The sequence below is a fragment of the Kurthia sp. 11kri321 genome (assembly GCF_001534765.1).
GTDB lineage: Bacteria > Bacillota > Bacilli > Bacillales_A > Planococcaceae > Kurthia > Kurthia gibsonii.
This window is the reverse complement of the sequence record NZ_CP013217.1, coordinates 2,685,561-2,705,349: the sequence shown is the minus strand read 5'-3', so window position 1 is coordinate 2,705,349 and position 19,789 is coordinate 2,685,561. Positions and strand designations below refer to the sequence as shown.

19 protein-coding genes, 1 pseudogene and 2 riboswitches are annotated in these 19,789 nt (G+C 35.0%); of the genes and pseudogenes, 13 read left to right on the top strand and 7 right to left on the bottom strand.

The window, feature by feature from the left end; translation table 11 throughout:
- Positions 1-75 precede the first annotated feature (75 nt).
- Both ASO14_RS13495 and ASO14_RS13490 read left to right on the top strand, forming a co-directional pair.
- The gene (locus ASO14_RS13495) at positions 76-633 is read left to right on the top strand and encodes a C39 family peptidase (RefSeq protein ID WP_068456475.1); all 558 of its coding nucleotides are present in this window, start codon (positions 76-78) and stop codon (positions 631-633) included.
- A gap of 14 nt (positions 634-647) precedes the next feature.
- Positions 648-1,754 carry a hypothetical protein gene (locus ASO14_RS13490; protein WP_068456472.1) on the top strand — a complete coding sequence of 369 codons (1,107 nt, stop codon included), beginning with the start codon at positions 648-650 and terminating at the stop codon, positions 1,752-1,754.
- 196 nt (positions 1,755-1,950) lie between these two features.
- Here ASO14_RS13490 and ASO14_RS14880 read toward each other — a convergent pair.
- Both ASO14_RS14880 and ASO14_RS13480 read right to left on the bottom strand, forming a co-directional pair.
- Positions 1,951-2,979: pseudogene (locus ASO14_RS14880) on the bottom strand (IS3 family transposase).
- Positions 2,980-3,106: 127 nt separating this feature from the next.
- Complete coding sequence (locus ASO14_RS13480; RefSeq protein WP_068456465.1) at positions 3,107-4,318, bottom strand: CynX/NimT family MFS transporter; 1,212 nt, start codon at positions 4,316-4,318, stop codon at positions 3,107-3,109.
- 185 nt (positions 4,319-4,503) lie between these two features.
- Positions 4,504-4,684: riboswitch (Lysine riboswitch) on the top strand.
- A 135-nt stretch (positions 4,685-4,819) separates the two neighbouring features.
- Here ASO14_RS13480 and ASO14_RS13475 point away from each other — a divergent pair.
- The 4 genes from ASO14_RS13475 to ASO14_RS13460 all read left to right on the top strand — a co-directional run bounded on the left by ASO14_RS13475 (position 4,820) and on the right by ASO14_RS13460 (position 9,762).
- Positions 4,820-6,301: an amino acid permease gene (locus tag ASO14_RS13475; RefSeq protein WP_068456461.1), complete on the top strand. Its 1,482-nt coding sequence runs from the start codon at positions 4,820-4,822 to the stop codon at positions 6,299-6,301.
- Positions 6,302-6,632: 331 nt separating this feature from the next.
- Positions 6,633-6,734: riboswitch (purine riboswitch) on the top strand.
- A 142-nt stretch (positions 6,735-6,876) separates the two neighbouring features.
- A complete protein-coding gene (locus tag ASO14_RS13470; RefSeq protein WP_068456457.1) occupies positions 6,877-7,446 on the top strand; it encodes a xanthine phosphoribosyltransferase in 570 nt (189 codons plus the stop codon).
- Between the two features lie 15 nt (positions 7,447-7,461).
- Positions 7,462-8,808 carry a nucleobase:cation symporter-2 family protein gene (locus ASO14_RS13465; RefSeq protein WP_068456453.1) on the top strand — a complete coding sequence of 449 codons (1,347 nt, stop codon included), beginning with the start codon at positions 7,462-7,464 and terminating at the stop codon, positions 8,806-8,808.
- A gap of 90 nt (positions 8,809-8,898) precedes the next feature.
- Entirely contained in the window at positions 8,899-9,762 is an 864-nt protein-coding gene (locus ASO14_RS13460; protein ID WP_068456450.1) for a helix-turn-helix domain-containing protein, read from the top strand.
- A gap of 43 nt (positions 9,763-9,805) precedes the next feature.
- On the opposite strand, the gene ASO14_RS13455 is transcribed toward ASO14_RS13460, so the two are convergent.
- The gene (locus tag ASO14_RS13455) at positions 9,806-10,381 is read right to left on the bottom strand and encodes an SLOG family protein (protein WP_068456447.1); all 576 of its coding nucleotides are present in this window, start codon (positions 10,379-10,381) and stop codon (positions 9,806-9,808) included.
- 147 nt (positions 10,382-10,528) lie between these two features.
- Here ASO14_RS13455 and ASO14_RS13450 point away from each other — a divergent pair, with 147 nt between their 5' ends.
- The gene (locus tag ASO14_RS13450; protein ID WP_068456444.1) at positions 10,529-11,578 is read left to right on the top strand and encodes a 2,3-butanediol dehydrogenase; all 1,050 of its coding nucleotides are present in this window, start codon (positions 10,529-10,531) and stop codon (positions 11,576-11,578) included.
- Positions 11,579-11,747: 169 nt separating this feature from the next.
- Positions 11,748-11,918 (top strand): hypothetical protein, encoded by a 171-nt coding sequence (locus ASO14_RS15080; protein ID WP_156422381.1) that lies wholly within the window; start codon positions 11,748-11,750, stop codon positions 11,916-11,918.
- Positions 11,919-11,988: 70 nt separating this feature from the next.
- On the opposite strand, the gene ASO14_RS13445 is transcribed toward ASO14_RS15080, so the two are convergent.
- Together ASO14_RS13445 and ASO14_RS13440 are read right to left on the bottom strand one after the other, a co-directional pair.
- Positions 11,989-12,507: a thioredoxin domain-containing protein gene (locus ASO14_RS13445; RefSeq protein WP_068456441.1), complete on the bottom strand. Its 519-nt coding sequence runs from the start codon at positions 12,505-12,507 to the stop codon at positions 11,989-11,991.
- Positions 12,504-13,667 carry an acyl-CoA dehydrogenase family protein gene (locus ASO14_RS13440; protein ID WP_068457573.1) on the bottom strand — a complete coding sequence of 388 codons (1,164 nt, stop codon included), beginning with the start codon at positions 13,665-13,667 and terminating at the stop codon, positions 12,504-12,506. Before ASO14_RS13440 ends, ASO14_RS13445 begins: the two co-directional genes overlap by 4 nt.
- 157 nt (positions 13,668-13,824) lie before the next feature.
- Here ASO14_RS13440 and ASO14_RS13435 point away from each other — a divergent pair, with 157 nt between their 5' ends.
- The 5 genes from ASO14_RS13435 (at position 13,825) to ASO14_RS13415 (ending at position 17,562) form a co-directional block, all read left to right on the top strand.
- Positions 13,825-14,580, top strand: a complete 756-nt coding sequence (locus ASO14_RS13435; RefSeq protein WP_068456438.1) for an amino acid ABC transporter ATP-binding protein — start codon at positions 13,825-13,827, stop codon at positions 14,578-14,580.
- Between the two features lie 15 nt (positions 14,581-14,595).
- The gene (locus ASO14_RS13430) at positions 14,596-15,459 is read left to right on the top strand and encodes a transporter substrate-binding domain-containing protein (RefSeq protein ID WP_068456428.1); all 864 of its coding nucleotides are present in this window, start codon (positions 14,596-14,598) and stop codon (positions 15,457-15,459) included.
- 68 nt (positions 15,460-15,527) lie between these two features.
- Positions 15,528-16,223 (top strand): amino acid ABC transporter permease, encoded by a 696-nt coding sequence (locus ASO14_RS13425; RefSeq protein WP_068456425.1) that lies wholly within the window; start codon positions 15,528-15,530, stop codon positions 16,221-16,223.
- A gap of 12 nt (positions 16,224-16,235) precedes the next feature.
- Complete coding sequence (locus ASO14_RS13420; RefSeq protein WP_068456421.1) at positions 16,236-16,937, top strand: amino acid ABC transporter permease; 702 nt, start codon at positions 16,236-16,238, stop codon at positions 16,935-16,937.
- Between the two features lie 70 nt (positions 16,938-17,007).
- Positions 17,008-17,562, top strand: a complete 555-nt coding sequence (locus ASO14_RS13415; protein ID WP_068456419.1) for an LOG family protein — start codon at positions 17,008-17,010, stop codon at positions 17,560-17,562.
- A 38-nt stretch (positions 17,563-17,600) separates the two neighbouring features.
- On the opposite strand, the gene ASO14_RS15075 is transcribed toward ASO14_RS13415, so the two are convergent.
- Together ASO14_RS15075 and ASO14_RS13410 are read right to left on the bottom strand one after the other, a co-directional pair.
- Positions 17,601-17,768, bottom strand: a complete 168-nt coding sequence (locus tag ASO14_RS15075) for a hypothetical protein (protein WP_156422380.1) — start codon at positions 17,766-17,768, stop codon at positions 17,601-17,603.
- 161 nt (positions 17,769-17,929) lie between these two features.
- Complete coding sequence (locus ASO14_RS13410; protein ID WP_068456416.1) at positions 17,930-19,621, bottom strand: methyl-accepting chemotaxis protein; 1,692 nt, start codon at positions 19,619-19,621, stop codon at positions 17,930-17,932.
- Positions 19,622-19,789 lie beyond the last annotated feature (168 nt).

Genomic DNA, 19,789 nt, shown 5'->3' with positions numbered 1-19,789 from the left:
AAATGTGAGTGCTGCGACCGCGTTCGCGATCTCTACTTTAAGATGTGCGTGTATGATGCGGAGCATGGAAAGTTTTTGGTTGGCACGATTTACCTTTGCAAAAATTGTGGTGTTGCTGCTGGAATATCCGCTTTAAGTTTTCATAAAACAAAAATAAATTCAAAAGAGAAGTTGCCTACTCAGGAACACTTCGGTAATACAATTGGTACCTTACCAAATAAAGGCGGAACATCTTCTACTTATCTTACATCAGGACTAAATAAATATAAAACTGCTTTAAAATTTAAAGATACTCCTTACATCATGGGAAATGTATCACAATTTTCAAAACCTGAAGATAAAATTGCATCACGTATAACATCTACATTAAGTAGTAACTCTACTGCACCGATATTATTGACTAGAACTTACAAATTAAATAAAAAATATACTAAAAACTATAGACATTATGTTACTGTAAGTGGATATAAGACTAAAGATAAAAAAGTACGTTTAATAGATCCTAATCATCATACAGAATTTACTGGAGGCAAAGCTTATTGGACAGATTTAGGTAGCAAAACTAAAAATGGTGTTACAAAGTCTGTGTATAATGCCGATGTTGAAGGCAATAATGCCGTAATGATTTGGTAATTGGAGTGGACTAATTGAAGAAAAAAATATTATTTCTAAGTATTATTGTATTACTAATTATTATTGTTATCTTTTTAACAATACTTTCAAAAGAAGAAAAAAATAAAACAAAACATATAACAAAAAACCCTACAAATTATTTAACTATACAAGATGAAGAAAAAAACAAAACAATCAAATTACCTTATACAGAACCAACAAGCTATGTTACAACAGAAGAATTTATTTACGCTACTGTAGATGATCCAAATTCAGATTCTATTTCTAATCAAGTTATTCAAATAAACCGAGAAAACGGAAAGTACAAAACAATCTTTCACTCGAAATATCCAGTTGCAGCTACACAAGGTCTAAAAGCTGATAAAGAATGGATTATTTGGGTAGATGGTGATGACTTTGGAGAAAACAATACATTATATGCCTTTAACGAATTAACACAACAAACAATTTCATTTGGCTCTACAGATGATAAAATCAGTAAAGAATTCCCTGAAATCTCAGGAAAATATGTTACGTGGACAGAACATATTAAAGATACTGAAAAAACTTCAATGATTTTATATGATTTAGAACAACAAAAAGAAATAAAAGTTCAAAATATCAAAAATTATGAGTGGTTAAATTCAGACTATTTCATTAAAAATGACAACATGGTATATGTTGAAAAAGAATCAAAAACAGCTGTCCTTAAAACATATGATATTAAGAAAAATAAACTGAAATCATATCCTATTCCAACAACAGCAGCCGGATGGCCAACTCTAGTTAATCAGAATTTTATTGCCTATGTAGAATATCTAGATGACGAAGATTTAGATTTAAATAAATTAATGATTTATGATTTAAAAAATAAAAAAAATATCAATGCTTTTCCAAATAAAAATAAAGTAAATATAGGTTATCTAAAATATTATGATGAAAATGCATTTATAACATTGGAAAATAATAAATTCTATATTTTCACACTAGACAATAATCAATTTAAGAAACAAATTTTAGAATCTAAATACAATGTAAATCCAGAAAAAGAAGATATAACATATTCAAATAATGAATTTTTCATTTTACAGCATGAAGTTGATTCTGAGCAGTATAAATTAATAATTGATAGTGGTTTATAAATAATTTAAAATGAAAAAACTAGAAATGGTGTTTAATATCATCATTTCTAGTTTTTTTCGTTTTTAGATAAATAATTAATTTAATAATAGAACATTAAAAAAATAACATAAATTGAAGCAATAGATTAAAATACGAAAGAAAAGCTGTAATACAAAGGCACTGACTGCCTTTTTTGAGACAGTAAGAAAACACCTTCTAAACAGCCAGTTGACGATATTGCACCGGCGACTGGTTGTTTAGTTTCGTTTGAATACGGATATTGTTATAATAATTTATATACTTTTCGACGATTCGAATCACACATGCATTCGTTGTGCTGTGGATTACGTTGAGATAGAATGTTTCGGACTTTAGTGAGTAGTGAAACGTTTCGAGTGGGGAATTATCAGCTGGCGTGCCTTTACGGGACATGCTCATGGTAATTCCTTTTTCTTTTACTTGTTTTTGATATTCGTAAGATGTATAGACCGACCTTTGAACGCTATGAAGAATCGCCTCACTTAAGATTCCTTCTACTTGATTCAGTGTGTCCAATACGAATAGTGTATCCTGTGTCGTTCCAATTGTGTACGCAATAATTTCGCCGTTGTATAAGTCCATAATACTTGAAAGATATAACATCGATTGACCAAAAGGCAAGTAAGTAATATCTGTTACGAGCTTTTGAAGTGGCTAAGTAGCGTGGAAATTCCTCTCTAAATGATTAGGTGCTATACTCGTTGGTTGCCCATTTCGCTTGCGTTTCTTTACTTTTACACGACATGACCAATTATATTTTTGCATGATTTTTTGAACCGTTTTCTCCAACGATAATATGTGGCTCTTGCTACACCCATTAATTCACAGATTCTTCGTACAGAAATTTGACTTCTAAGTGTCTCTAATAATTCTACAAATGCTTGTCCAACCACTTCCTTTCCACTTCCTTTCCACTTCCTTGTACTTTTTTAGCACTTGCACTTTCTGTTTTAGATAACGATTTTCAGTCTGTAAACGGGATTCCTCTGAATCAAACTCCGGCCCTTTTCCGAATGAATATTGTTTCCCCACCGGCTGATGAAGTCGATGTATTTCGCCGGTTTTATACCACTTCATCCATGTTTTTAATTGACTAACATTTTTAATATTCAATTCGTCCATTATTTGCTTTGCAGGAATGCCTAACCACTTCATTTCAATTGCTTTCATTTTCACTTCCGCTGGATAGCTTACTCTTGTCTCCATAGAAAAAACACCTCAACGTTGATTTACTAGGTTTAATACCGTTTTTCAACGAAAGGTGTTTTTATTTGTCTCATTAATTTAGGTCAGTTCCATGTATATTTCATACATAAATCCTAGCTTTTTTTAGTTAGTCATTTGTCACGTAACGATCTTTCGCTGCAATGAAGCTTGCAGTTAAAGAGATTGCGACAACGAAAATATACATAATATTTGCTGCATCGTAACTGTGGTAAACATCGTGAATGAAACCATAGAGTACAGGCCCAACAGCGGCGATTAGATAACCAAGTGATTGGGCGAAACCAGATAAGTCTGCTGCTTCGAATGAGTCGCGTGAACGAAGTGAGAAGAACATCATACACATACTAAATGAAGCACCGCCTGCAGCACCTAATAGAATCATCCAGATAACAGAATAATCTGTCCAGCCCATAATTAATCCAGCAAATCCAACGATGTAAAAGACTGCAAACATTGCAACAACAGGACGCTGGTCTTTTAGACGGCCTGCTAAAATCGGTGTAATGAATGTCATTGGAATTTGAGATACTTGCATAATGGAGAACATTAATCCAGCTTGAGCAGCTGTCATACCTTGTTCTTTAAACATCTCTGGGACCCATGCTGCAGTTGTATAGAAAATCATCGATTGGAAACCCATCGAAATCATAATGACCCATGCGAGCGGATAGCGCCACATTTGTTTCTTTTCTTTTTGAGCAGTAGTCGGTGCAATTTCTTCTTTAGAGATATTTCGTGTTTGCGGAAGCCAGATGAAAACAGCGGCAATCGCTAAAATAATCCACACACCTAAAGAACCTTGCCAACCGAATGACAATGTTGATAATGGATAACTTACACCAGCTGCAATACTGGCTGATGAGTTCATTGCGACTGTATAGATTGCTGTAAGTAAACCTACTTGGAATGGAAATTTAAGTTTGATTAGACTAGGTAATAGTACATTGCCAAATGCAATTCCGATTCCGATTAAGGTAGTACCGATAAATAATAACGATGTCACGCCACTTGAACGAAGTGCCATACCCACGACTAAGATAATCATAGATAAGAATAGAGAGCGTTCAACCGTAATTCTACGCGATATTTTCGGTACGATTGGTGACACGATAGCAAATGCAAGTAGAGGAATGGTTGTAATAAAGCCAGCTACTACATTTGAAATATGTAATGAGTTTCGAATATCCTCGATTACAGGACCAACAGATGTTAGGGGAGAACGAAGGGTTAATGCAATGAAGACAATTCCAAGTACAAGAAGCCATGTTGTTGAGGTCCATTTAAGTTTTTTTGAAGCAACATTTTCTGTAGGCGACATAACTTTCCTCCTATATATAATATTTGATTTATCGTAACATTATGCCCCTACCTATTCAATAACAAATTCGTTTCACGAAAGTCTTAATTGTATAATAGTTGAGAGTTTTTATGTCTTGAATTCGTCTGTAGAATATATTAAGATAATAGTAGAAATAATATAAATATTGCAATGCCTCATCCGTTCGATGAGGTAGAGGTCGCAAAAAATAAAAGTAATATAGTCGAGATGTAAAAGCATTGGTGACATTATATGAAAGGATTTTTTGCCGAAGTGGTGGATTGCTTTTACAATCAACTGCTGGGGCTGTCGCTTAATAGGTGCAGAACTGTCACATCTGTGAGGGTGTGTTGAGCTATCTTTTTCAAGGTTGATGAGTGTCATTGTGTGATTACAACCATCCAAGATTGCTTGAGATGGTATTTTTATTTTCCAGGAAATAATCACTTACGAACACCTCAACTAACATATTCCCTGCAATAAAAGGAAAGAGGAAATGAAATGAGTCGTACAAAAGCAAGTCAAGAAGCGCCTACAACTCTAAAAAGAGGACTAAAAAGTCGTCACATTATGATGATTTCACTCGGCGGTACGATTGGGACAGGTTTACTACTTGCAAGTGGTAACTCAATCGCACAGGCTGGACCAGGTGGAGCGCTATTAGCATATGGTTTAATCGGTATTATGGTATTTTTCTTAATGACAAGTTTAGGAGAGATGGCTGCGTATATGCCTGTTTCAGGTTCGTTTAGTACGTATGCAACAAAGTTTATCGATCCAGCACTTGGATTTGCATTAGGATGGAACTATTGGTATAACTGGGCAATTACAATCGCAGCTGAAATTGCAGCTGTTTCAATCGTTATGAAATATTGGTTCCCTGATACAGCTTCATGGATTTGGAGTGTATCATTCTTAGCTATTATTTTCTTGTTAAACTACTTATCGGTGAAAAGTTTTGGTGAAAGTGAGTATTGGTTCGCATTCATTAAAGTAGCGACAATTGTCATCTTCTTAATCGTTAGTATTTTAATGATTTTTGGTATCTTAGGAGGTAAAGCACCTGTTGGTTTTACGAATTTCTTTGCAGGTGATGGTCCATTCCACGGTGGATTCTTTGCGACACTCGGTATTTTCTTAGCAGCAGGATTCTCATTCCAAGGAACAGAGTTAATCGGTATTACAGCTGGTGAAACAAAAGATCCAGGCAAATCGATTCCAAAAGCAGTGAAGCAAATCTTTTGGCGTATTTTATTATTCTATATCTTAGCCATTTTAGCGATTGGCTTATTAATTCCTTATACAGATAGTCGTCTAATCAATGATGGAGAGACGGTTACGACAAGTCCGTTTACGCTTGTATTTGAAAATGCAGGTATTGCTTTTGCAGCTTCGATTATGAATGCAGTTGTTTTAACAGCGATTTTATCTGCTGGTAACTCTGGTTTATATGCTTCATCACGTATGCTTTGGGATTTAGCGATGGAAGGTAAAGCACCAAAAATCTTTAAAAAGTTAAATCGTCGCGGTGTACCATTTGCAGCTTTAATCGCAACGGTCATTGTCGCAAGTTTATCATTCTTAACATCTATTTTCGGTGAACAAGTATATATTTGGTTATTAAGTGCTTCGGGTATGTGTGGTTTTATCGCATGGTTAGGTATTGCAGCCAGTCACTACCGTTTCCGAAAAGCACTGATTGCGCAAGGGAAGAACTTAGATGAAGTATTACCATATAAATCGAGATTTTTCCCATTTGGTCCATTATTCGCATTCATCCTGTGTGCATTAGTTGTCTTCGGACAAAGTTATTTTGCATTTGAAGATGGGCAATTTAGTTGGTATGAACTACTTGTTTCTTATATTGGTTTACCGATTTTCTTCTTACTGTGGTTCGGTTATAAAATCAAAAACAAAACGAAAATGGTTAAATTAACAGAGGCAGATGTGGAACCGACTAAAAATCTTTATACAGAAGAATAGCAAAAAGCACTCGGGATTTCCGAGTGCTTTTTTATGTAGAAATAATGAATTTTGAATTATTTCCTAAAAAGAAAATCATGAATAATAGAGAAAATTATGCAAAAAATATAAACAACATTAAAATGTTATTTAAATTTATTTATTTCCTTTTTCATCCATTTTAATGGTTAATCACGAACGAAAAATTAAATAACTAATATAAATGTTCATAATAAGGCTCTATTTTCTTATTTTCAGCTTAAATATGCTCGATTCGTGTCAGAATATTTTTAATTTAAGAAATCTAGTTGTAAAAAGTATTTCCCGTGATATAATTTGTACATTCTTTAAAAAACATACACACGCATTCACTCATATAATAGTGGGAATATGGCCCACGAGTCTCTACCGATTTGCCGTAAACGAATTGACTATGAGGAAGCATGATTTATTGTCTATTTCGTATATATATGAAAAAGCTCAAAGTCATTGCTCCACTCGTAGAAGAATTGGGGCAATGACTTTGAGCTTTTCTTTATATGAGGAGATTGCATCTATTAAAAAAGGTAATTTGAATTTGAAGGGAGATCCTCATAGTGAAAGCACTTCAGGACAAAATCATTAAAGACGGTAAAGTATTATCAGCAGAAGTTTTAAAAGTAGATTCATTTTTAAACCACCAAATTGACCCAGAGTTAATGCAACAAATTGGTCAAGAATTTGCTGATTTATATAAAGATGCAGGTTTAACAAAAATCGTAACAATCGAATCTTCAGGTATTGCACCAGCAGTTATGGCTGGCTTAATCTTAGGAATCCCTGTTGTGTTTGCACGCAAACGTAAATCTGTCACATTAACAGACAATTTCTACTCAGCAGAAGTGTATTCATTCACGAAGCAAGTATCAAGCGACATTTCAGTTTCTAAAGACTTTTTAAATAAAGATGATGTGGTATTAATTATCGACGATTTCTTAGCAAACGGTGAAGCAGCAAAAGGTTTACTAAGTATCGTAGAACAAGCAGGCGCAACAACAAGCGGTATTGGAATTGTAATCGAAAAAGGATTCCAACCAGGTGGACAAGCACTTCGTGATCAAGGTCACCGTGTAGATTCATTAGCCATCATCTCTTCATTAGAAAACGGGAAAGTACAATTTGCTTAGGAGGCAACCTTTCAGATGAACAAGCTTAAACTAACGACTCTTGCGTTTCAACATCTATTAGCAATGTATGCAGGTGCAATCCTCGTACCATTAATTATTGGTGGTTCACTTGGTATGACACCTGAACAATTAACGTACTTAGTTTCAATCGATATTTTAATGTGTGGTATTGCAACATTACTTCAAGTAATGCGCGGTAAAGTATTCGGTATTGGTTTACCACTTGTATTAGGCTGTACATTCACAGCTGTGACACCAATCATTACAATCGGTAAAGAATACGGTTTAGGTTCAATTTACGGAGCAGTTATCGCTTCGGGTGCAATTGTTGTATTGATCGGTGGTATCTTCGGTTTATTAGTTAAGTTATTCCCACCAATCGTTACAGGTTCAGTTGTAACAATTATCGGTATTACACTAATTCCAGTAGCATTCAATAACGCAGCTGGTGGCGATGCAAATAGTCCAGACTACGCATCATCAGAAAATGTATTATTAGCATTTTTAACACTTGCGATTATTATTTTATTCTATCGTTTCTCAAAAGGTTTCATGCGCTCAATTGCGATTCTAATCGGTTTATTAGTTGGTACAGTTGTTGCATCATTCATGGGATTCGTAAGCTTTGATAATGTACGTAATGCAGATATGGTACACATGGTTAAACCATTCTTCTTTGCGACACCAGAATTCAATCTTGTACCGATTGTGACAATGACAATTGTTGCGATTGTATCGTTAGTTGAATCAACAGGTTCTTACTTTGCATTAGGTGAGATGACAAAAACACCTGTAAATAGTAAAAATTTAGCACGTGGTTATCGTTCAGAAGGTTTAGCATCTGTTATCGGTGGTATTTTCAATGCCTTCCCTTATACTGCATTCTCTCAAAATGTTGGTTTAATGCAATTAACAGGCGTTAAAAACCGCGCTGTAATCGGAATTATGGCTGTTATGTTAATCGCTCTTGGTTTCTTACCAAAAGTAGCTGCATTAACAACAATCATTCCAACACCAGTTCTTGGCGGTGCAATGATTGCGATGTTCGGTATGGTTATCTCTCAAGGTATTAAAATGTTAGGACGTGCAGTAGTAGAATCAGAAGGTAATGCGATGATTATTGCTTGTTCAGTTGGTATGGGTTTAGGTGTAACAGTTCAACCAGACATCTTTAATTTCTTACCAGGTTCACTAAGCATCTTAACAAGTAATGGGATTGTAGCAGGTTCATTAACAGCGATTGTTTTAAATATAATCTTCAATATGATTCCTTGGAGACGTGATGAAAAAGCACCAATCGAAGAGTCGGCTCCTGTTCAAATGAAAGAAGAAGTTGTTTCTACAACAGAAAAACACGCTTAAGCGATGAAATACCTTAAAGTGCTACTCGCATTTTAAGGTATTTTTTATTATCATTAAGAGAAGGTTAAAGAGATTTGGGGTGTTTTAAAAGTGGAGTTGGGGCAAGTATTAAAAGAGATTCGCTTGAATCGTGGACATAGCCAGTTAAATGTCGCGCATAAGATCATTTCACAGGGGGTTTATTCAAAAGTAGAAGCAGGTACAAGGGACTTAGACGCAGTTGGTTTTTTGAAAATTGCGAACCGTTTGAATGTCACACCAGATGAAATTGAATTTATAAGCAATGGCTATAATTATAATGAAAAACAACAAATTTTAAATGAGTTCTTTCAACTGAATTATAATGACCCAGAGAGATTAAAAAAGATTAAAACAAAAGCAATGGACTATTTAAAACAAGGTGATGACTTAGAATTACGTGAGATTCATCTTCTTTGTGATGCCTTATTAGTCGTATCAGATTCAGAAGATTTCGATCGTGCGCGCGAACTCATTGAACCAATTTGGAGAAGGTTAAAAAAGTATGATCAATGGTATTTATACGATATTCGTTTAATTAATACGATTCTCTTTATGTATCCTCTTGATACGACGATTGCGTTTTCGCAGCGTGTACTTGAAAGGCTAAAAGATTATGAGAAGCACGAAAAGGTAGATCAGTTAAAAGATATTTATAATATCAACTTATCACTATTATTAATTAAGGCTGAACGCTATGAAGAAGCGCTTGAAGTAGTGGAGGAACGTCTTGAAAATCGCAAACGTATGAATTATACAATGTTGGCATTGCATCTTGGAAGACGCGCACTGTGTAAGAAGCTACTGCATATCCCTGGATATGAAGAAGATCAAGTATTGATGCGCTATGTTTTAGAAGCATATGAAGCGCATGATTTATTAAAACGTTTAGAAGAAGAGTTTGAACAATACACAATAGAAGGAACACAGGTTTAATCAAAAGAGGCATTTCGCTATGATGAAATGCCTCTTTGTCTGTTTAAAAATCACGTTGATTGTCCCATTCCTTCATTTGAATTTCTTCAGCAATCATTTGCAAGTCGTAAGCATCAATTTTGATACATTCATAAGCGTGATTTTCCATATACTTTTGTGCGAGTTCATACATATATTTAGGAGAACCTTCATTTTCATCATCATACACAATTAATAGTGCGTCCGAATGTGTTAAAAACCATTTGTTTTTTTCAATGAATTGCCACGGTGCTTCATAAGGTCTATTTGTAATGCTGCTTGTAAAGTTGGCGTGTTGCATGATTTCTTGATATTTCTCTTTTTTAGCATCATTCCAATTTTTCTCTTGTTCTAAAAATGGTGTAACGATGGCGAAATGTAGCTGTGGAAATTCTTTTTGTAGCGAAATGACAACATCTGCTGCCCATGTTTCGACACCTAATTGGCCACTCAACAACACCCATTCTAAACCTTGTTCGATTAAAGAACGTAGCTTTTCCTCCAAGGCCTGTTGAATGACTCGAACGCCAGGGTGGTCTTCTTGAAAGATACTAAGTTCCTGCGCTTTATAGCCTGTAAGTGCGATTTTTTTAATGACCATATACAACACCTCTCTCTTTTATTGTGCCACAATTTAATTTTAAAAAAACATTTAAATAGCAAATATAATTCTAAATATTTGTTTTTTTTCTTCTTGTTACTTTACAATAACAATGTAAGGCAATCATTTTGTAGGAGGTAGGATAGTATGAAAGCAGCAGTATGGTATGGTGTGAAAGATATTCGTGTAGAAGAAAAAGAACTAAGAGAATTACGTGACCATGAAGTAACGGTTCGCGTTGCATGGGCAGGTATTTGTGGTTCAGATTTACATGAGTATGAAGAAGGCCCTGTTTTTGTTCCTGTTGATGCACCAAATGATTTAACTGGTGAAGTCGCTCCAATTACGATGGGACATGAATTTTCAGGTGTAGTAGAAGCAGTCGGAAAACATGTAACGAAGTATAAAGTCGGTGATCGTGTTGTTGTGAATCCTACTTTAACATATGGTAAAAAACATGAAGAATTAGATATTTATGATGGTTTTAGCTTTATTGGATTAAGTGGTGATGGTGGATTTGCACATTTTGCAAATGTACCAGAAGCAAATGTATATGCCTTACCTGAGTCATTAACTTTACAAGATGGTGCATTGGTTGAACCGATGGCTGTTGCTGTACAAGCTGTAAAAGAAGCTGATATGCGTTTTGGTGATACAGTCGCTGTATTTGGTGTAGGTCCAATCGGTTTATTAACAATCATTGCAGCAAAAGCAGCTGGCGCAAGTAAAATTTTAGCTTTTGATTTATCAGATGAAAGACTAAATAAAGCAAAAGAATTAGGTGCAACCCATATCTTTAATTCAGGTAAAGTAAAGCCAGTTGAAGCTGTTCGAAAAGAAGTGCCAGATGGTGTTGATGTAACATTTGAAGTAGCAGGTGTAGGACCAACATTCCAGTCGGCTATTGAAGTAACAAGAGCGCGTGGTACGATGGTTATTGTATCGATTTTTGCTCGTCCAATTGAATGGAACCCAATGATGTTGACAAATACAGGTGTAAAAGTAACTTCTACAATTGCTTATTCACCAACTTCGTTCCAACAAACAATTGATTTAATGGGAACGGGACAAATTAAACCTCAAGGGATTATTACGTCACAAATTCATTTAGAAGAAATTGTTGCTTCTGGATTTGAAGCATTAACAAATGATAAAACGCAGGCTAAAATTCTTGTAGAATTAAGTGGAGAATTTTAAAATATTATTTGAGGAGAGAGCGTTTAGGCATCTATGTCTAAGCGCTCTTTTTTCTATTTTCTATGATTTTTTAGCAGTTTATTACCTGGGAAATAATGATATAATAATGAAAAAATACACTTTAATTTATGAGAATTTTAATAAATTTTTGAAAGAAGGGTGATGGAATATGCATGATGAAGAACCAGAATGCGAAATGGAAGAAAAACAAAAGAACGACATACAATATATAATAGAAAAAGTAGAAAGCTACTGCACGTTACGCACAAAAAACTCAGAAGAAGAGCTTGAAAAAGCAGTGTTTGATTTAATTACGAAATACAATCATCATAGAGATTAAATGATATATAAATATAAAACTTCAAATAAAAGGATTAATCCATACTAATTGGCGGATTAATCCTTTCTTTTTATATATGTGTGTGAATAGCTTCTTCGACATACTTAGGTAGTTCACGATAAATACGGCGCTCTTTAAATGTGCATTTTTCACCATTAATAAATAGTGTAGGTACACTCTTTACACCACGCTTAATGGCTTCTGCTGTAACAGCTAAACTGATTTCTGTATTTTCTTCGATTTCTTCTTGTTCCAAATCATATTTAGAAACAAGTAAATCTTTTAATTCGTGCTGTGTTAAGTGTAGCCATTCTTCTTGTGTTTCAAATAAATCATCAATGATTCTAAGTGATTTTTCGGGCTGGTCGTATTGGAGACTAAGATGTACGAGGGTACCTAATAATAGTTCTTCACGCGGCTTATCATAAAAGTATAAAATGACTTTTGCTTTTCCCTCTTGTACTAAAGGTGGCAATAATTTTTTAGCATCTTTATAAAAGATCGCGCTTCCAGGGCAAGACATATTGTAGAAAATTTCAAATGTAACTGGTGCATCTTCTGGACCAATTAAAAAATAAGGTTGTTTCATGAATGTTTTACCTCCTGTCCTTCTTTTAATGCATTTTGTGCGAGTTTTGTAATCGTCATATCATCCATTGGTGGATTGTGTAGTCCAGCACGAACATCACGATAATAACGGTTCAATGGGTTTTGACTTTGTAAACTTTTTGCGCCAACAATACGCATCGCTAAGTCAACAATCTCAATTGCATCGTTTACGACAACATGTTTTGCTAGACCTAAATCTTGTGCAGCCGCATCATGTGTTGTAGGTTGTTCAAAGTGGTCTGCAACGCTATAAAGAATGTGACGAGCTGTTTTTAACTTCACTTCGATTTGACCTAATTTATCTTGTACATGTGGTAATTCACCAATAACAGTTGGTAAGCTGTTCGGTTGATATGTGCGTGCAAAATGTAGTGCATAATCACGTGCAGCCTGTGCAATTCCTAAATAAACAGCAGGAATGTGAAGCGCCCAACCATTGATATTATTACTTCTAGGGCCATCATTCACTTCTACAAGTGCATCTGCTGGAACGATTACATCTTCTAGAATTAAGTCATGACTTGCAGTGCCTCGCATCGCGACCATATCCCATGTTTCTTCAATTGTTAATCCGTCTAATGTACTTGGAATTAAGAAGAAACCAATTGCTTGTTTTTCTTCAATCCATGCTGATGTTAAAAAATGAGTTAAGGCATAAGAGAGAGTTGTAAAACTTTTTCTTCCTGAAATATGCCAATTTCCATCAATGAACACTGCATTTGTACCAGGACGTCCTCCGCGAGTAGGACTTCCTGTTACGGCTTCACTCGCAATACGATTTACAAGTGCGCGATGTTGTGTAATTTCTTGTGCAAAATGTTGTAGCTGTTCTTCAGACCATTTCTTCTTTTCATAAATTTCACCGACAACACCAAGTTGCCATCCAATCGCAAGAGCTGTTGCACCATCGAAACTAGCTAATGTTTCTTGAAAAGAAATCATTTCTGAAATACCGAATCCATCTCCACCATACTCTTTCGGTAATGTAAGTTTGTTATAACCAATTTTCAGTAGTTCTTGAAAACTTTCGGATGGAAAACTATTTTCACGATCAGCCTCTGCACCGCGTGCTTGAATTCCCTCTTTTAATGTGTGTAATTTTTCAATGACTTCTTTTTGTGCATCATTTTTTATAAACATCGTTAATGAATTCAATTCAATCGCTCCTTTAAATTTATTATTAAAACTATCATACTACAAAATGAAAATTAAAAACATACTTTACAGGTAGGATTAATTATGTTAAATTGTCGTTATATTCTAAAAAAAGCAGTTTTATTTTAAGGTAGGTGATTTGGTGATTAAGTTGAGTGGTATTTATAAAAAGTTCCAACAGCATGAAGTGTTAAAAGGAATTGATTTAGAAGTGAAGAAGGGTGATGTTTTAACAATCATCGGGCCTTCAGGATCAGGGAAGACGACTTTTTTACGCTGTATCAATTTCTTAGAGAAGCCAGATGAAGGAACAATTGAGATTGGTTCCACTTTAAAAGTGAATGCGATAAAACCAAGTAAGAAAGATATTTTAGCGTTACGACAAAAAACAGCGATGGTTTTCCAAAACTATAATCTGTTTCAAAATAAAACAGTACTTGAAAATATAATGGAAGGTTTGACTGTCGTACAGAAAAAGTCGAAACAAGAAGCACGTGAAGTTGCAGAGCGTTTATTACATAAAATTGGTCTTGAAGAAAAGCGAGATGCTTATCCTTCTAGCTTATCTGGAGGGCAGCAACAACGTGTCGGTATTGCACGAGCTCTAGCACTTAATCCTGAGGTTATCTTATTTGATGAACCTACTTCAGCACTCGACCCCGAAATGGTAGGGGAAGTGCTTCAATTGATGAAACAAATTGCGGCAGAAGGTATTACGATGATTGTTGTGACACATGAGATTGACTTTGCACATGAAGTATCCAATCATGTGGTATTTATGGATGGTGGTCACATTGTAGAAGAAGGAACACCAGAGGAAGTCATCGTACATCCACAAAAAGAACGAACACAACAATTTTTAAAACGATTACGAAAAAATCCAGAATACATTATTTAATAGAGGAGAATGAACATGAAATTTAAAAAATTAACAGCACTAGTGGCAACGATTGGTATTGCAGGTGGATTACTTGCTGCATGTGGTACATCAGATGAAAAAGCAAAGTCTGCAAATGGCGCGCAAATTGTAAAAGTAGCACTTAGTGATGATGTAAACCCACCATTCCTATATACAGACAAAGAAAACAATCCTGTAGGTTATGATATTGATTATTTAAACGCAGTAGAGAAGAAGTTGGATGGGAAATATGATTTTCAATATCGTTTTGGAGCAGAGGAAAGTAACTTAATCGGATTGAGTACAAAGAAATCAGATTTTGCGATTAACTGGTTTTTTAAAAATCCAGAACGTGAAGCGAAGTTCTTATATGGTAATCCAGAGTATGGCTATTCAATGACAGCATTAATCGTAAGAAAAGATGAAAAAAATATTGAGAAGTTAGAAGATTTAAAAGGAAAAAAACTAGCACCAATGGCTCCAAGTGGTGGCTTACGCACGATTTTAAATAACTATAACGAGCAAAATCCAAAAACAGCAGTTGAGATTGAAACAATCGATCAGCCATCTAATGCGGATAACTTAAAAGGATTAGCAGATGGCAAATATGATGCAGTATTTTTAAATGTTTCAACATTTAATGCTGTACAAAAAGAATTAAAGTTAGAAGATTTAAAAGTGGGGGGCATTGTATCAAAAGAGCCAGTCTTTATCGTGTATAACAAACAAAATGAAGCAATTCAAAAAGATATTAATGAAGCGACAAAAGAATTAACAGAAGATGGTACATTATCGAAATTAGCTGAGAAATGGTTCGAAGTCGATTTCTTCAAAGATGTTGATTATATCAACCAAAAACAATACCAGTTTAACAAATAATAGAGACATCGTGACGGAAGTGTAGCGCATTTCCGTTTTTTTATTCGTATGATTGGAGGAGAAATCGAATGGGATCACAACAATGGGGAATACTATTTGCTCAAATTATGGAACGATTACCGATTACAATTGCGATGCTTATTGCCGCACTAATACTCGGTTTAATACTTGGAACAATAATCGCGATTATTCAAATTAAGCGTATTCCCTTCTTACATCAATGTATGACACTTTTCATCTCATTTTCAAGATGTACACCACTATTAGTCCAACTATTTTTAGTGTATTTTGGTGTGCCTCAACTATTGTCAGCTTTCGGTATTTATATTAATGACCTTACGCCATTTATTTTTGCAGTAGTCACATTTGCTTTACATATTTCAGCATATTTAGCCGAAGTAATTCGCTCTGCTTATTTAGCTGTCGGAGAAGCACAATTAGAAGCTTGTTATAGTATCGGTATGACGTATACACAAGCGTTACGTCGCGTTATTTTACCGCAAGCTTTCGTATTGGCACTTCCAAACCTCGGAAATACCATTATTGATTTATTCAAAGATACGTCACTCGCCTTCACAATTGGCGTAGTCGATATTATGGGACAAGCGCGTCTTATTATTGGGAATAATTATGGTTTAGGTATGTTTAAAGTGTACATTATCATTTCCCTTATTTATTGGGGCGTATGTATCATCATTGAAATTATCATCCATCAAATTGAACAGCGCTTTAAAAAAGGGCGCGTGAATGTAGCGAAAACGTAGAGGAGGGAGCATATGACAGTTTTTGATTGGGAGTTTGCCATTGATCACATACCAGAAGTATTAAAGGGTGTACCCATCACTTTATTAATTGCCGTAGTATCGATTGTGATTGGTTCATTCGTCGGTCTGTTTATGGCACTTATACGTGTATACCGTGTGCCTGTTTTAAATCAAATGACATTAGTATTTATCTCGTTCATTCGTGGAACACCATTATTAGTGCAATTATATGTATTTTTCTATGGTATTCCTGCTCTTGTAGAAGCACAGGAATGGCAAGTGAATCCAGATAAAATTTCACCTTTATGGTATGCATTCATCGTCTATTCAATGAACGCTGCTGCCTATACAGCGGAGATTTTTAGAGCTTCTTTAAATTCCATTGCAGCAGGGCAACTAGAAGCGTGTCATAGTGTAGGTATGACAACATGGCAAGGATTAAGACGCGTTGTCTTCCCTCAGATGATGATTATGGCATTACCGAATATGGGGAATATTTTTGTAAATTTAATTAAATCGACTTCGCTAGCCTTCGCGGTAAAAGTAGTTGAGATTATGGCGATTGCGAAAATGTTAGCGAACCAAGGATATAACTTCTTAGAGATGTATCTTGTCGCGGCAGTAATCTACTGGGTGATTTGCTTATTATTAGAAGTAATTTTCCACTATACTGAAAAACGTCTAAGTATCTTTAAAAGAGCTGTGACAGTTTAAAAATACTTTTGAAGGTGTCCAAGCCTTCAAAAGTATTTTCTTTTATAATAAAAGAAAAGGAGGAAGTAATATGAAATCAATTGCTGTTTTTTGCGGTTCACGCTTTGGTAATAACCCAGTTTATGAAGTATATGCGAAAGAGGTTGGCACCTATTTAGCAAATGTAGGTATTCAGCTCGTGTATGGTGGTGCAAAAGTAGGGGTTATGGGAACAATTGCAGATGCCACACTAGCAGCTGGTGGAGAAGTCATTGGGGTCATGCCAAAATCATTAGAAGAAAAAGAAATTTCACATGAAGGATTGACCGAACTTCATATTGTGGAGAGTATGCATGAGCGTAAAAAGATGATGATGGATTTAGCAGATGGTTTTATTGTATTTCCAGGTGGGATTGGCACAATGGAAGAATTTTTCGAAGTGTTTACATGGAATATGATTGGTATTTTACATAAGCCATGTGCCTTGTTGAATGTAGCAGGTTATTATGAAGGACTCATTCAAATGCTAAAGCATATGGTGGACGAAGGATTTTTACAGCAGCAAACCAATCAAACGCTTATTGTAGAAGAAACAGTAGAAGCTGTGGTAGAAAAAATGGTCGAACAAAGTGCAACATTAAAATAATACAAAAAAAGACACATCGTTATATGAACGTGTGTCTGTTACTGTAATAAGTAACTATATTTATACCATAATGGTTTGACAACATATAAATAAACCGGAATGGCAATAATTAGATAAAGAAATAGTTTGAAAATCACTTTGAAAAAAATCTTGAAAAAGAGCACAAATAATAAAATCGCAACGATTACCGCGATCATAAATGACATAATGAAGACTCCTTTCTCTTCATTTACTAAGACTACATTGAGCAGTAGAAGTTGCGTCATTTTCACACATTAATTGTGAACAATTTATGTGTGTGGAAATCAAACAATATGAGAAAAGGAGAAATTCCATATGCAATGGCATTCCTCCTTTTTCTCTATAACTATACTTTAAATTGACGTACGTGATTTTGTAATTCTTCTGCCATACGTGATAAGTTTGAAGCAGAAGATGAGATTTCTTCCATTGAAGCAAGTTGTTCTTCAGAAGCAGAAGCCACATTTTGAATATTTGCTGCTGAAGCTTGTGCGATATGAGCGATTTCTTCGATTGAAGCATCGACTTCTTCCACACTTGCAGACATTTCTTCTGATACTGCTGAAGCTTCTTGCGTTTGAACGGTTACTTCTTCAATTAATTGACGGATTTTTTCGAAGCCTTCTTTTGCTTCTAATACAACTGCTAAACCTTCTTTTACTTCATCTGTACCTTTTTCCATTACGTTCACTGCATGGTCAGTTGAGCTTTGAATACGTTGAATTAGTTTTATGATTTGGTCTGCGGACTCTTTTGATTGCTCAGCGAGTTTACGAACCTCTTCTGCTACAACGGCAAAACCTTTACCATGCTCACCTGCACGAGCTGCTTCAATCGCAGCATTTAATGCAAGTAAGTTCGTTTGATCTGCAATGGATGTAATCACTTCAATAATTTTGCCAATCTCTTTTGAATGTTCACCTAAATCTTTAATGACTGTTGCAGAATTATCTACAGCCGAACTAATTGAGTTCATTTGCGTATTCACTTTTTGAATCGATTGATTACCGCGTGATGCTTCATGACTTGTTTCAACAGCCAATTCGGATACAGCTGAAGTTGTTTCCGCCACACGTTGAATTCCGATTGCCATTTCGCGCATCGCATGCGAGCTTTCGTTTGCGCCTTGACCTTGTTCTTCAGCACCATTTGCAACATCTTGGATGGATGCTGTAATTTGCTCTGTCGCACGTTTTGTTTGTTCTGCACCTGCAGTTAATTGTTCAGAAGCAGAAGCTACTTGTTGAGAATTCATGTTTACCTGTTCAATTAAACGACGTAAGTTGCCTTTCATCGTATTGAATGAAGTAGCTAGCTCACCAATCTCATCGTTATTTTTGATTTCAATATCTTGACCGTTTAAGTCACCTTCAGCAATACGTTTTGAAGCACTTGCGATATATGTAATTGGACGTGCAATTAGTCGACCGATGAATAGCGCAATACCAATGCCTAAAAGAATCGCAATAACACCTAAAATGATTAATTGTGTTGAGATTGTTTTTACTTTTGATGTAGTTGTTTTATTGTCCATTTGTAACAATTTATTTTGATGGTCCATTAATTTACTTACTTGATCATCAAATTTAAGTGCAATATCACGACCTGTAGTTGCGACAAGTTGTGTATATTCTTTTGTTTTGTTTTCCGCTTTTAATGCAAATGCATCAGCAGTAAAATCACGAAATTCTTTCTCAGTTGTACCTAAGTCTGTTAATAATTTTCTTCCTTCAGGATTTTTAAAGTTGCTTTCTAAATTATTATAAAGTGCTTGGAAGCTATCTTGTGCTTTTTGATTTGTATTTAATTGTTGTTGATCGCCAGTCAAAAGATAGCCACGCATAGATGTTATTTCTTGTTTTACGTTGATTTGTAAATCTTTAACGTCCATTGTTTTTTGAACTTTATCACTTAAAAGTTCCGTGTATTGTTTATTAATGTTATTTAGTTCGTAAAAGCTAAGCGTTGTGATAGCGACAAGGATGGCTAATACTACGATAAAGCCACCAAAAAGCTTCCTATTGATTGTCCACTTCATATGAAGTTCCTCCTAGTAAGTTGTAGTGTCATCGAATAACTTTAAAATTGTTCGTCATCTGTTTGCTATGTATCCTTAAATACCTAAAAAGAAAAATAATTTTTTAATAGAAATTTAAGTAGTTTTAATAAATTCCCTTGATGTAATTTATTAAAGAAAACAAACGAA